Annotated in this window: 10 protein-coding genes; 5 read left to right on the top strand and 5 right to left on the bottom strand. The window is 49.8% G+C overall.

What is annotated here, in order from left to right; genetic code table 11:
* Positions 1–6: 6 nt before the first annotated feature.
* Positions 7–1,527, top strand: a complete 1,521-nt coding sequence (locus FN124_RS29750; RefSeq protein WP_142688438.1) for a sulfatase family protein — start codon at positions 7–9, stop codon at positions 1,525–1,527.
* Between the two features lie 198 nt (positions 1,528–1,725).
* Here the strand turns inward: FN124_RS29750 and FN124_RS29745 are convergent, their stop codons facing one another.
* On the bottom strand, positions 1,726–2,748 hold the full coding sequence (locus FN124_RS29745) for a DUF3500 domain-containing protein (protein WP_142688437.1): 1,023 nt from the start codon (positions 2,746–2,748) through the stop codon (positions 1,726–1,728).
* Positions 2,749–2,882: 134 nt separating this feature from the next.
* Here FN124_RS29745 and FN124_RS29740 point away from each other — a divergent pair, with 134 nt between their 5' ends.
* The 4 genes from FN124_RS29740 (at position 2,883) to FN124_RS29725 (ending at position 7,065) form a co-directional block, all read left to right on the top strand.
* Positions 2,883–4,340: a patatin-like phospholipase family protein gene (locus FN124_RS29740; protein ID WP_142688436.1), complete on the top strand. Its 1,458-nt coding sequence runs from the start codon at positions 2,883–2,885 to the stop codon at positions 4,338–4,340.
* 2 nt (positions 4,341–4,342) lie between these two features.
* The gene (locus FN124_RS29735; RefSeq protein WP_142688435.1) at positions 4,343–5,020 is read left to right on the top strand and encodes a hypothetical protein; all 678 of its coding nucleotides are present in this window, start codon (positions 4,343–4,345) and stop codon (positions 5,018–5,020) included.
* A 55-nt stretch (positions 5,021–5,075) separates the two neighbouring features.
* On the top strand, positions 5,076–6,638 hold the full coding sequence (locus tag FN124_RS29730; RefSeq protein WP_142688434.1) for a serine hydrolase domain-containing protein: 1,563 nt from the start codon (positions 5,076–5,078) through the stop codon (positions 6,636–6,638).
* Positions 6,639–6,765: 127 nt separating this feature from the next.
* Positions 6,766–7,065: a DUF1905 domain-containing protein gene (locus tag FN124_RS29725; RefSeq protein WP_142688433.1), complete on the top strand. Its 300-nt coding sequence runs from the start codon at positions 6,766–6,768 to the stop codon at positions 7,063–7,065.
* On the opposite strand, the gene FN124_RS29720 is transcribed toward FN124_RS29725, so the two are convergent.
* The 4 genes from FN124_RS29720 to FN124_RS29705 are packed head-to-tail and all read right to left on the bottom strand — an operon-like array spanning position 7,049 to position 14,192.
* Complete coding sequence (locus FN124_RS29720) at positions 7,049–8,524, bottom strand: alkaline phosphatase family protein (protein WP_142688432.1); 1,476 nt, start codon at positions 8,522–8,524, stop codon at positions 7,049–7,051. The two genes, FN124_RS29725 and FN124_RS29720, sit on opposite strands and share 17 nt — an antisense overlap.
* A gap of 11 nt (positions 8,525–8,535) precedes the next feature.
* Entirely contained in the window at positions 8,536–10,677 is a 2,142-nt protein-coding gene (locus FN124_RS29715) for a hypothetical protein (RefSeq protein WP_142688431.1), read from the bottom strand.
* Positions 10,678–10,686: 9 nt separating this feature from the next.
* Complete coding sequence (locus FN124_RS29710) at positions 10,687–12,924, bottom strand: glycoside hydrolase family 20 zincin-like fold domain-containing protein (protein ID WP_142688430.1); 2,238 nt, start codon at positions 12,922–12,924, stop codon at positions 10,687–10,689.
* A 44-nt stretch (positions 12,925–12,968) separates the two neighbouring features.
* Entirely contained in the window at positions 12,969–14,192 is a 1,224-nt protein-coding gene (locus FN124_RS29705) for a purple acid phosphatase family protein (RefSeq protein ID WP_142688429.1), read from the bottom strand.
* Positions 14,193–14,195: the final 3 nt, after the last annotated feature.

Raw genomic sequence — 14,195 nt, 5'->3', positions numbered from 1 at the left:
ATCCTGATGAAAAAAATTACACTTATTCAAAAGATCAGTACAGGTTTTTTATGCGGCTTACTTTCGCTATCAGTATCTGCGCAGCAAAAACCAAATATCGTTATTATTTATGCAGATGATCTTGGTTATGGTGATGTGAGCTGTTATGGTATGAAAAAGATCCGTACTCAGCACATCGATCAACTGGCGCAGCAAGGCGTCAGGTTTACCAATGCCTATGCCACCTCGGCTACGTGTACCCCTTCCCGTTTCGGGATCTTAACAGGTAAATATCCCTGGCGGCAGAAGAACACCGGCATCGCTCCGGGCGATGCTTCACTGATCCTTCCTACCGATCACCGCACCCTTCCGGGCATGTTAAAAGATGCGGGCTACCAGACAGCCGTTATCGGTAAGTGGCACCTGGGCCTGGGCACCAATGCGGGGATCGACTGGAACAAGGCTATCAGCCCCGGTCCGCTGGAAGCAGGATTTACCTATTCCTTTATTATGCCCGCCACGCTGGATCGCGTACCCTGCGTATTTGTAGAAGATCATCACGTGATAAATGCCGATCCCAATGATCTTATTGAAGTCAATTATAAACATAAGACCGGCAATGACCCTACCGGCCTGGAGAACCCGGAAAAGCTGCGTATGCATCCCGCTCCCGGCCAGGGACATAACCAAACCATTGTAGACAGCATCAGCCGGATCGGATGGATGAGCGGCGGCAACCGCGCCCGCTGGAAAGATGAGAACATCGCAGGCATTATCACCGGCAAAGCCATTCAATTCATCAGCAGCAATAAACAACAGCCCTTCTTCCTTTACTTCGCCAGCGGCGACATCCATGTGCCCCGTTACCCCAACAGTATGTTCAGGGGTAAAAGCGGTATGGGCCTGAGAGGCGACGCTATACTTCAACTCGACTGGACCGTAGGACAGATCGTGAAAGCACTGGACAGCCTGGGGCTTACCAAAAACACCATGATCATTTTCTCCAGCGACAACGGTCCCGTACTAAACGACGGATATCTTGACCAGGCCGTGGAACTGGTGGGCAACCACCATCCTGCAGGGCCTTTGAGAGGAGGCAAATACAGCGCCTTTGAAGCCGGCGCCAAGGTGCCTTTCATTGTCAAATGGCCGGGCGGCATAAAAGGCAAACAAACCTCCAATACGCTCATCAGCCAGGTGGATCTCTTTGCTTCTTTTGCTAAATTAACCGGGCAAACCATTCAGCCGGATGAAGCGCCCGACAGCTTCGATATGCTGCAACAGCTGCTGGGCAGATCCCGGCAGAACCGGCCCTACCTGGTAACGCATGCAGGCACGCTCGCTATCATTTCGGGCGACTGGAAATATATTTCCCCTTCCAAAGGAGCTAAAGTTGCCCGCGAAGTGAACATAGAACTGGGCAACGATACCGGGCCACAACTTTACCACCTCTCCGCAGACGCCGGCGAACAGCACAACGTGGCGGCACAATACCCCGACAAAGTGAAAACCCTGGCGGCGGAGTTGGAGAGCGTACAGGGCAGGTAAAACCGCGGATTTTGTCTTGGCACAATGATTACGCTGATTATGATGATTTCATTGATGTCTTTTTTAGCGTTTGAGAAATTAAGGGAGATAGAAGCGGATATTCGCCTATATCTCCCTTTCCCATTTATAATAAAACAAAAGAATAAAATCAGTGTAGTCAGCGAAATCATCAAAATCCTGAGTCAGACAAACTCCGCGTTACTCCGCATGCGCGGCCTTGTAGTGCTGCAGCAGCATATCGCCGCCGAAATCGTTCTTCAGGTCGCGCACGATGGTGTGAATATGGTTGGCGTTATTTTGAGTGTTATCGTATTCAATAATGAGGCCTGGCCCCTGAATGCGGTAGTAGCAGGGATTACCCAATGCGTGCACAGTGCTGCCGGCCCAGGTGAACCATAAATTATCCAGGCCGTCTTCCTGGATTTCTTTCAGCATTTTATCGGCAAATAATTTGGTGAAGCGATGCACGTATACGCTGATAAGCCCCAGCAGTAATTGTTGATGTGCAGGGCTCAGTTCCTTATAACGAATGCCTTCCGGGTGCTCAATCATGGCATTTCTTTTATTGCCCGTAATAATTTCCGCAGGGGCTTTGGTAGTTACCAGCGCTTTCTGTAGCTCCTCCGCTGATAAGGCGTGCAGCAGCGCAAAAGCGAGCGTGGTTTCCTCTCTCAGCACTTCCTTTCCTTTTTGAGGCCCTTCCAGTACAATGGCCGGGTTAGCGCCAAGGAAAGCAGGCGTGCCTGCTACCAGTTCCTTTTTATCCGCTGAAAAATTAAAAGCCACATGATGCCCTTCAAACCGCCAGCCCCAGATAGTGTTTGCACCCGGGACCCCGAAGATGGTGAGGAAGTATTTGCCGGGATCGCGGTAATGATCATCATCGGCTCTGTGTTCCAGTTCCTTCAGCACCAGGTCCAGCTGCATAATGTCATTTACCTTTTTTACCGTTGCTTCACTCAAAGCTGTGTTTAATAAACTCATAAGCGCTTTGCGCTGGGCAGGATCCAGTTCGTTTACAGAGATACCTTTACGATCGTCGCGGGGCACGTAGGCAAAATGGTAACGTTCACCGGTATCGAAAGGAAACAGTGTTTGCGCCTGTTGCGTTTTGTTCAGCAGGCGAATGAACCGGTTGGCTTTCTCCGCCATCTCCTGCGCCCGGAGCGGGGCAGTGAATGCGCAACAACAAATAACGAATAACAGGAACAACCGGTGCATAAAGGTAAATTGAATAACGTGGAAAATAATAACAGATAAATATAATCGATCAGTAACGATTCTGCAACCATAGCTGCCATATAAAAGAATCAAAAAAAAGATTAATTTAGAGCTACCCCCTTATATATCACATTATGCCTTCGAAAACGCCTGTTAAATTAACCGTATCTGATTTTATCAATAACCACGAAGTGGTGGGCGAGCTTGCCGGTTTAAAGAAAACTTTTGATCCTGCCAGTGGCGGTAAACCGCTGATCGTATCCGACGTGCTGGATGCGGAAGGGCACCAGTATGTGAACCTGGTTCAGAAAGGCGGGGGTGTATTTGGTATTGCCCTGGTGGGATATACGTATATCCTGGAAGAAATGGGCATCCGGTTCCTGCGGCTGGCCGGGACCAGCGCGGGCGCCATTAACACGGCGCTTATCACGGTGATTAAAAATAAGTCCGATAAAAAATCGGCGGAAGTATTGCAGGCCATCTGCGATCTTGATTTTTTTTCGCTGGTAGATGGTCATCCTGCTGCACGCACGCTGATTAAAAATTTCATCACTAAAAAAGATTATATCGATAAAGCCAAAAACAAGCTGTTGCTGGTGCTGGCGGCATTTGCATTGCTGATAGCTGGCGATGTAGTGCTGGTGGGCCTCAGCAAACAGTTCCCGGCTTTGTACGTTTGGACAGGCATCTGTTTTATTCTCAGCGGATTTTTATCGCTGGTGATTGGTGTGGGTGTTTCCTATGTGATCGATCTTTTTAAACGGCTGAAGAATTCAGGATATGGCATCAACCCCGGAGATGTTTTTTATGACTGGATCAAAAAACTGCTGCAGGAGAACCAGGTAACCACCGTGAGCGAGCTGAACAGGAAAGCCGCCGTGTGCCCGCCGCTGCAGCTGCGTGTGCCTAATGAAAGCGGGTTAGGCGACCTGAAAGGAGATGTCACCTTTATTGCTTCCGAACTGGTGACCCAGAACAAGATCCAGTTCCCTGCCATGTGCTCACTTTTCCGTACAGACATCGACAGCTTATCTCCCGCAGGGTTTATACGCGCGTCCATGTCTATCCCTATCTTTTTTGAATCTTATATGATCAATGACATCCCCACTGAAGACAGCCGGATCAAAGCCGCCTGGAAGCAGTTTTTTGGTATTTCACAACCGCCTTCCACCGCGCGTTTCGTAGATGGGGGTATCCTCTCTAATTTCCCGATCAGTATTTTTTATAACAGTAATGTTCAGGTGCCCAGGTTGCCATCATTTGGTATTGACCTGGACGACAGCAAGCCGGCAGACAAACAGGAAAATGCCTTCAGCTGGTCGCTCACAGGGTATTTCGGGCGCATGTTCAACACCATCCGGAACTATTATGATAAAGATTTCCTGCTCAAGAATGAAGTATACCAGCGGGGTGTAGGAAAAGTGGACCTGTCGTCTGACCAGTACAACTGGCTGAACTTTTTCCTGTCGGATAAAGATAAGATCGACATGTTTGTACTCGGTGTAAAAGCCGCCTGCGAATTTCTCAGGAACTTCAATTGGGAGACGTATAAAAATGACCGTACTGATCTGCAAATCCAACTCAAAAAGTAATTATGGGACTCATTATTTCAAATGCCTGGTGTTGGTTATGTTTTTCCGTAGCGTTGCTGCTGGTCACCGCTTTTATTATGCTCCGGCAGGCAAAGCAGTTTTACCTGTTTGATGTGGTGGTGCGTAAATTCAGTATCATCGACCTACAGTTCCCTGCTTCCTGCAAAGAGATACCTGAGCTGATCAAAGGGATCTATGCGTTGCCGGCTCCGCAGCAACTGCGCACACTCTCCGCCCTTCGGGGACAGCTGTGGGTGGATTTCCTTTTTATGCCGGCGCTGTATGGCAGTATCTTCCTGTTGTGTATACAGGTGGCGAATAAAATGACGCCTGCCGGCGAAATATTTTTCGAATGCCTTGCATGGCTTCAGCTCATCGCCTGGCTGTTTGATGCCATGGAAAACAGTTACCTGCTAGGCAAAATAAAACCGGATGTAACACCCTCCACCAAAGAAGTGCACCGGGCTTACCAGCAGATGGTATTTTCCAAATGGATACTTCTGCTCACGGGCATTGTATGCTCATTTTCCGCCCTGTTGTTTTTCTGGGTATCGGGTAAATACGAGGTGCATTCGTTGTACTACCTCCTGGTGCTGGTGGGTGAAGTACTGTTGTTTGGCATTGCGATGGTGATAATCAACAGGCGCAAAAGTGCGGAAGATGCCGCTCCGCTGGCCTGATTCAAATCATATTTATTTACACAATTCCACGTTTCACATTAATTCCATGAACGCAATGCAATCAAGACGACATTTTATTAAAACCGCGGGGATGGGTCTTGCCGGGATAGGCTTTCTGCCGGTGCTGGGACCTGTAAAACAGTTATGGGGCTCTTCCGGAGTGTCCTTTCCCCATGCCCTCCCCGAATCGCAGGGCGTATCTTCCCGGGGCATTCTTTCCTTTATTGAAGCTGCCAACGCTTCCGGCATCAGCTGGCATAGCTTTGTATTGCTGCGGAACGGGCATATTGTAGCAGAAGGCTGGTGGAATCCCTATGCTGCGGAGTTTACACACTCGCTGTACTCTTTGTCGAAAAGCTTTACCAGCACAGCTATTGGCATGCTGGTAAAAGAAGGCAGACTGGACATCCAAAGCCCTGTTATTTCGTTCTTTCCCAATGACCTCCCTGCCAATCCATCTCCCAACCTCCAAAAAATGACGGTGAAGCACCTGCTTACCATGAATACGGGTAACGGGGCCGATACCCTGCCGCCGATGCTCAAAGCCACCAAAACATGGGTGCAAACATTCCTGGAACAGCCGGTGGAATTTGCACCTGGTACCCACTTCCTGTATAACACCGGGGCTACCTATATGCTGGGCGCTATCCTGCATGCTGTAACCGGGCAAACGCTGGAGCAATACCTGGCGCCGCGGCTGTTTGATCCGCTGGATATTACGGGGTACGATTGGGAAACTTCTCCGCAGGGGTTGAATATGGCTGGTTTTGGTCTTCGTGTAAAAACAACAGACATTGCAAAACTGGGGCAGCTCTATCTCCAGAAAGGAAAATGGAACGGGAAAACATTGCTTACAGAAAGCTGGGTAAAAGATGCCACCGGTTACCAGACCTCTTCACAGGAAGGTAACGGCGACTGGGCCCAGGGATATGGATACCAGTTCTGGCAATGCAGGCACGACGCCTACCGCGGCGATGGCGCCTTTGGGCAGTATTGCATTGTAATGCCCGGCAAAGATGCGGTGCTGGCAGTGACCAGTCAAACCGCCGACATGCAGAAATCCCTTGACATTATCTGGGAACACCTGTTACCCGCACTTCATGATGGCACGCTGCCGGCAGACCCGGTGCAACAGGCGGCATTAAAAACACGTTTAAGCAGTTTATCCCTTCCCGTAGTAAAAGGCAGCAGCAATAAGGATATGGCCGCCCGTTACCAGGGTAAAAACTGGACGCTTGACAACAATGATTTCAATGCCAGCACCATGCAATTCGACTTCTCTCCTTCAGGATGCACCTGGACCACGCAAACAGCAGACGGCGTTACCAGCATCCGCCTGGGCTGGGAAAAATGGGTATTGAATAAAGAAAGGCAACGCTATAAATTTCCCGAAGCGGGTTTAAACAAACAGCCAACTAAAGTAGCCGGCACCGCAACCTGGATCAATGAGAATACTTTGCAGCTGAACCTGCGCTTTGTGGAAACGCTGCATGGGGACAGGATCCAGTGTGTGTTTAATGGCGATAAATTAACGGTTAACTTCCTGGATAGCTTAACGGCTATGACGGCAGGTAAAGCGGATAGCAGGAAGGCATTGAGCGGGGTTATGAAGGGGTGACCTCTTGCAGATCAGGCAAAAATTTCTCATCAGGGCATTTGTCGCAAATCGCCCCCAAGAATGTCGTTTCAACCCATCTTCTCCTAACTTCCATCATGCTACCTTTATCTTACAAAATCCTTATCATATGGCAACAGTAAAAGAAGCACCCGCGAAAGGCAAGCTAAACAAGCGGTTTAGCGCAACGCTGCAGAAGAGTGCCAATGCCGGCGGGTGGACATATGTAATATGGCCGGATTCGGTCGCTTTTTTTGGTACCCGTGGGCTGGTAAAAGTAAAGGGCACTATCGATCATCACGCTTTTCAAAGCTCTTTTATGGCTTTGGGAGACGGCACGCATAAGCTGCCGGTAAAAGTGGAGCTAAGAAAATTACTTGGGAAAGAAGCGGGAGATGTTGTAACTGTACATCTTACGGAGCGGCTTTAAACAACTCCCACACCACATGACCAATATTCCCACCCGGCACCTGGATATTCAGCAATGCCGCTACGGTAGGCGCAATATCCGTCATACCAATGGTCCGGTAAGTTTTGCCTGGTTTAATCCCCCACCCCATCCATACCAGCGGGATATGCGCATCATAGGGATACCATAAACCATGCGTGGCGCCGCTGCGGCCGCCATCCTTCCAGCCGGCCTGCATCAGGAGGATCACGTCTCCGCCGCGTTGCTTGTTGTACCCATTCACCAGCACGGTGCGCAGAGGTTCATGTAAGGCAGCGGCGCCCAGATCATGCAGACTAACGGCATCGGCTACACCGGGAGCGGATTTTAGCTTTTCTATCACCAGTTCTATGACCGGTTGCAACGGAATTTTCCTGGCGGCAAAAGCAGGCCTGTTAAGATACAGCTGGTAAGCCGATAAAGCCACTACGCCTTGTTCAATGCCGAATTGTTCTGCAATAGCGGCGTTGATGTCTTTTAATACGATATCTGCATCCAGTAAACCGGTGGGCAGCCTGTGCTCTTCCAGGAAGCCGGGGGATTGTGATACGCCATGATCGGCGGTGATGAAATAGAGATAGTTGCCTTTACCAAATCTTTTATCGAGATAAATAAAAAATTCTTCCAGGTCTTTATCCAAACGCAGGTACAGATCTTCTTCCTCGATGGAGTTAGGGCCAAACTGGTGCCCCACGGCATCAGGGGAGGAAAAGCTTACGGCGAGGAAATCCGTTTCTGTACCGGCGCCGAGGCCATATCCTTCTATGGCCGCTTTGGCAAAAGCGAAAGTAAGGGTGTTGCCGTATGGCGTGCTGCGTATGGAATTCTTTTCCCTGCCTGTGAAAGCATGCGGGAACACCGGCGCATTTTCATGCCCGAATGATTTCTCATAATCTTTATTGTCGGTATCACTTTGAATGTAGCTGGTAATGGGATACAGCGTTTCCCATCCTTTCGCCAGGTATTTCACCGGCAGCTGTTGCGCATTAAATCGTTGTGCCCACTCGGGTAATGCTTTCATGTAATAGCTGCTGGAAATAAAATTACCCGATTTTCCATCATACCAGAAAGCAGCGTTGGCGGTGGTAACGGTGCTGTCTTCCGTACAGTACACTGAACGCTGCAGTTCCCTGCTGTACCAGTCGTTGTCCACAATACCATGCACTGCGGGGCTGCTGCCGGTGTATACGGATGTATGTCCGCAGGCGGTAACGGTGGGTGCATAGTTGATATACGTTTGCTCACAGGCAAAGCCTTCACGCAACAGGCGTTTAAAGCCACCGTCACCATACCTGGCGGCGTAGCGGTACAGGTAATCCCAGCGCATCTGGTCTACCATCATGCCCACTACGATCCTGGGTTTGCTTACCTGCTGCGCCACCGCTGTAAGCGTAAACAGCAGCAATATGCCTGTTGTGCAAAGTTGTTGTATACGTTTCATGCTATTCATTTTCAATCGAGTACTTTTAAATAACGGGCCATCCAGTAAGGCAGTAAATATTCATCTCCTGCCAGTTCGGATTCTCCATTGTGGCCACCATCAAGATTAAAAGCGTTGGCATTATGACGGTGTACCGGCTGCTCATCCAGCGGCAGCAGTTCCGCGGTATACTGGTTCCGGAAATTAGGCGGAAGCAGCGTAATATCTTTACGCCTGGAATTAGTGATCTTCCAGGTGATCAGGTCCATCGGGAAGGTTTGCAGCCACCAGGTAGTGGCAGCAGCATCATAGTTGCCTGCAATGGCCAGTGTGATCAGGTTCCACACTGCATTCTTCTCCGGCCGTTCTATTTCCCAATGATTAAGGATAGCGCCTTTATATTGTGCTTTCAGTTCATCAGTGAATGCATATTTATACAATACCCAGTAAGTAAGAAAAGCCATTTCATCATCGGAATGATTCCAGCCGCCCATTCCCATGTTAACGCCTTCATGCAGGTATCCAGGCGTTTGTTTGATGGTGCGGTAATCGATCTGTATATTTTTCAGATAACCGTATTTATTCAGCAGCTTATAGGCTTCTGTTTTATATCTTTCTTTACCGGTTAATTTATATGCCAGCTGCAAGCCCGCAATGATAGTAGTGCTTCCCAGCCGCCTGTCGCCGATAGTGGTCGGGTACCAGTTGATATATTCGGGGTTCCAGCGCGCCCATAAGGTGGGTTTATTGTCGATGTCTACCATCGTGTATTTATGATCCACAATATGCGTCATGATCTTATCAATAAAATCAGTGACCCGTTTCTTTTCTTCCGGTGTTTCTGCTACCATTTCGTTCAGCACTGCGGTGATCCAGATATATGCCACATACTCATCGCTGCTGGTATGGCCTTTCCATTCCCATTCAGGATCGGGGGAATCGCGCCATCTTTCAGGATCAGAATTTTTATACCCTTTCCTTTCAAAAGTGCGGGAAGGAAAACCGGTGAGCTGGTTTATGGAGAGTATCCTTTCAAATGCCTCAAACGCTTCCCAGGCATATCTTTTAGCAGTGGGGTCATGTGTAACTGCATACCTGAAAGCCTGGCTGCTGAGATAGAAGCTGCTCCACAATCCGTCGTTATCGGTATCCGCCATTTCAGCGGAGCCAACATCGCCGGGCGTATTCAGGTGCAGATTAGCAATGAACCCATAGCGGATATGGCGTTCCCGGATCTTACGCTCAAAGAACGATGCTTTCTGTGCCAGTGTTTGTTGTATAAAAGCAATTTTATTAAGACCGGTGGGCGTTAGTACATACATATCGCCGTGGCTATTGGCGGCCATACTTTTTACCATATCCTGGTCCAGCCAGCGTTTTGAGGCAAAGTAACGGTAAGTGCCGGAATCCGTACGCATAAAGGCGCCTTCGGGGGTGCCTGCCCAGATGCGGCCGTTGGCCACCATCAGCTCATTAATAACGGGAACGGGCACACGTGTTTGCAGCCCTATGCTGGTGTCGCCGGTGTTACGGTTCACGGCATAATACCCGCTGCCTGTTCCCAGCAGGATATCATCTCCCCTGAAAGCCATGGCAGTGGCCTGTTGAACGGCATGTACCTGTACAAAATGATCATCTTTGAAAGTATAAACAGCTTTATTGCTTAAAATAAAAAATGTGCCGCCGTTGGCTTCCATCCGTTGCACGCCTTCGGGGATTGGCGGCAGGTCCTGTAATTTCCCCTTGTTGGCTACAGCCAGCGCATTATTGCCGGCCAAGAGCATACGGCCGGCTGCATCTACAACCACCCTGTTAAATTTTCCCTGCGGAAGATTAATATAGGGAATTCCTGCATAGCCGTTGGTAAGACATTTATCTGCATAGAGATAATACAGGTGGCCACTTCCTTCCTGTGTAGTTACATCCAGGGGAATTTTCTGTGCCAGTGGGCGGAAGCGCTGATCGCGCACCAGGTCGTTTCCGCTGAGGCGATAAAAGCCCTGCTTTGTGAGCACATGCACATTATCGTTGTAGTCTGTGATCACTTTGACCAGCTCCAATCCCTGCGGGATATGATATTTTACGGAAACTGCCTGCGTAAAAGGCAGATCAGGTGTAGCCCAGGCGGGGCACGACAATACGATGGCTGCTGCCAGGTAAATTATTTTCTTCATTCCCATCTTTTATAATTTGATAAGCCACACTTCTGTGACCCGTGAATGCTGACGCCAGTTAAGATGTTCTTCATCAATATTATCCCATGTGAGCAGCAATGTGCCGTTCTTTGTAATTTCCGCCGGTACGGGGAATTCTTTTATCTCTCCTGTTCCTTTATTATAGAGAGATGGTTTAAGCAATACGCCATTGGCCCGCAACAGGCTTTCTCCATAACCCGTTATTCTTACCAGGTAATGCGCGGCAGTATCCAGGTGGTCATAACGCATAGCGGAGGGCCATCGCAGGCTCACCATCCAGGATAATCTTTTGCGGCTGTAACCACTCTCCCACCAGTCGAAGCCCGGCGTATCGCTGCGGCGCATGAGCGGGTCCGTGTGCAGGTCTTCACTCCTTACCACATGTGGTGATTTTGATACATTGCCGATATCATCGTAGTAACTGCCGGGCCTGGGATTTTCCCATCTGCCTAAAGTATCCAATGCCTTACGCTGCTCCGCCGGCGGTAATGTCCTGATGTAACGGAACTTATCTTCCAGCCACCAGCGGTTGTTTAAAGGCCGGTCCAGGAAATCCAGTACAGCGCCCCTTTCCGGCCCTGTGGCCTTATACCTGGTTACGCTGGTTTGCAGGGATACAGATTTATACAGGTTGTCGCACAGCGCTATGATACGATCTCTCCATTGAGGCATTACTTTCTTATCTGCCTGCTGCAATATTTTTTCTGCGCGGTTTATTTCATTGCCATCATGCACCAGCAACGTACTATTCACTTCCGTTTCCAGCGCCGCTTCTTTGATGGCACGGGCACGGGTATACGCATCATAGTAAGCCCTTAACAGGCACATCTGCCAGCGCCAGTTGCCAGACAAGGCTGTATGTGTGCGTTCCAGTTGCTGCCATAGTGTAAGCGTTGCCGTTATACCGCCATTATCAGCGATAGCGCCCTCCCAGTTCTTTTCCAGGGCAAGGATCCCATCGGCGGCCAGCTCCGCCGGCACGGAAGGAAAAAAGTACCTGGCATACTGGAGCATCATATCCCTTACATCTGCCTGGCTGTTCCAGCCCAGCATACTCCAGAGCATTTTATTTACATCGTCGTGCGCACCATCGGAGTAACTGATAAAGCCATCCATATAAGGCGCAATGAAGCGGCAGATGTTGGCATAATACAGGGGCTGCGGGTTTACCGGCTCACGGCCAAGGGTAAACGCAAATGCAGGGTCCCACCATACCACGGGATAGTCGCAACGCACCGTATGGGTGATATCAGGGTAGTGACGGATCTTGTAGGGTGGCGCCAATGCGGCCCGGGTATCTTCCAGCGAAGGACTGGAAGGCCCTACTACAATGCCTCCCAGCCATGCCGGTTTATGTTCACTGATATATGAATATACGAATGCGCATTCTGTGGAATCGTAGCCTTGCAGAGATAGCCAGATGGCTGCTGCAGGGTGATATCTTTTCAGAGGAACAGCCAGTTCTTCCAGCAACGGCAGCACCAGCTGCGGGGGATTATTCCCGGGATCTCCACCGGGAAAGAACACAGCATTGAGCCGCGCTGCATCGTGGAAAAGTGTGTCGAACTGCATCAGGAAATGATGCCGCTTCATGGTATCTTTCAAATCGAAGGTAGCCGGTGTCCATACAGAAAAGTCCAGTTCATATTTTTTGCAGTAGCCGCTGATACGGCGTGTCATCTCGTTGGAAGACACCGTAAAATGCGGTGACGCGGGCATAAACGGGATGGCTTCAATGCTATTGGCCCCGAATATTGCCAGGTCGCGGATATACTGTTCATATTGTTCCGGCGTCCATCCATCGTAGGAGTTGGCCAGGTTACGGTACCCGATTTGGTGCCCCCGTATAGCCTTTTCCGGTATAGCGTCTGCTTTCAGATCATCCGGCAGTGTAACTGCATTTTGTTGGTACTCCATCATACGCAGCAGGTAGCCTGCGCCATATAGCAATCCGCGGGGGCCGCTGGCCTCCACAACAATAGTGCGGCCTGTAGTGTGGATATGATATGACTCCGGTGCGCAGGATATTGTTTGAAAGATGATCGCCCTGCCGTTTTCAGGCGCCCGGGCTGTAATGGGCCATACGAGACCGGTACGGCGTTTTACTTCTTCCTGTAATACCTGTGCTGCTACCTGATTGTCTTTCGATACAATAGTGAGCTTTTGCAGCACGGCCCCGGTGCAAAGTAATGGAATAAAAAACAATATGGTAAGGATTCCTTTCATTATTTCATAAACTGTTGAATAAAAAAAGAGGAATAGCAGGATGTTTATTTCATTTTATTTTTAAGGAGATTATCTCCGTTGGTTTGTTTTTCGAGATCAAAAGCATCGTACAGCTCACCTGTTGCCGTATAGGCGCGGTAGGATACTAGTTTAGGTTTCACCTCTACTACCTGGAACAATTGGGTATAGGAACCGGTGCGGGTCATCCAGGGCTGAGGATCTATGGCCGACATTTTCGGGCCGCTTACAGATACCACGTATACCGGTCCTTTATTGCCGTCGCGTCCGCGGGCATAGGTATGATCATGGCCTTGCAGCACCAGGTCTACCTTGTACCGGTCGAACAAGGGTTTGAAGTTTTCCCGGAGCCGTTCGTTGTTGCGGCTCTTTTTTGTTGACAATACCGGGTGATGAAAAGTGATGGCCGTCCACCGGTTGGGATTGTTTTTCAGCAACGCTTCCAGCCATACTTTCTGCCGGGCCAGCAGCGTATCAGATATTTCCACTTCCTGTGAATTGAGGGAAATAAAACGCATGCCCTGTACATCGGTATAGTAGCAGGTTTCTTCCAGTCCGGCCGGGCCATTCTCCGGCAGGGTAAACTGGGGGCGCCAGAAGGCGGAAGGCACATCCTGGCCGGCGGCATTCTCATAGTATTCGTGGTTACCGGTGGTCATCATACCAGGAACCGTGCTATGAATAAAACCACCTGCTTCAAACCACTGCTCCCATTCATTGTTATTATTGCCCCTGTTCACCAGGTCGCCCGCATGAATGATGAGGCGTGCATCCGGGGCTACCGACCAGGCTTTCCGGATCAGCCTCGACCACATGGAGAAGATATTTGCCTGTGCATCGCCAAGGTAGATAAATGAAAAGGGTTCGCCGGGCAATCCTGCAGTGCGGAAAGAAAACCATTCACTCCAGTGGTCGCCCTGCCCTACCCTGTAAACATAGCTGGTATTGGGTTGCAGGTTATCAAAAACAAAATGGTGGTACCTCACCGGCAATGAGTCCGCGAAAGGCGGCGTAGTGATGGCAGTATATCGTACAGCCGTTTGCGTGAAACGCGGGTCGGCCTTAGCGGGGGCCAGCTCTGCATAACTGGCAGTTACCTCCTTACCTGTTCTCCATGTGATTGCTGCAGAGCGGGAAGGGTTTTCGGTAACGTTCATTACAATCCTGTCGGGCTGCAAACGCTGGGCATTTACCTCCAGTTGGAAAAAGCAGGTGGCCAGCAGCCACCCGCCTATCAGTATTTTCTTCATAGC

Source organism: Chitinophaga polysaccharea (assembly GCF_902150045.1).
Lineage (GTDB): Bacteria > Bacteroidota > Bacteroidia > Chitinophagales > Chitinophagaceae > Chitinophaga > Chitinophaga polysaccharea_A.
This window is presented reverse-complemented; position numbering and strand designations above follow the sequence as displayed.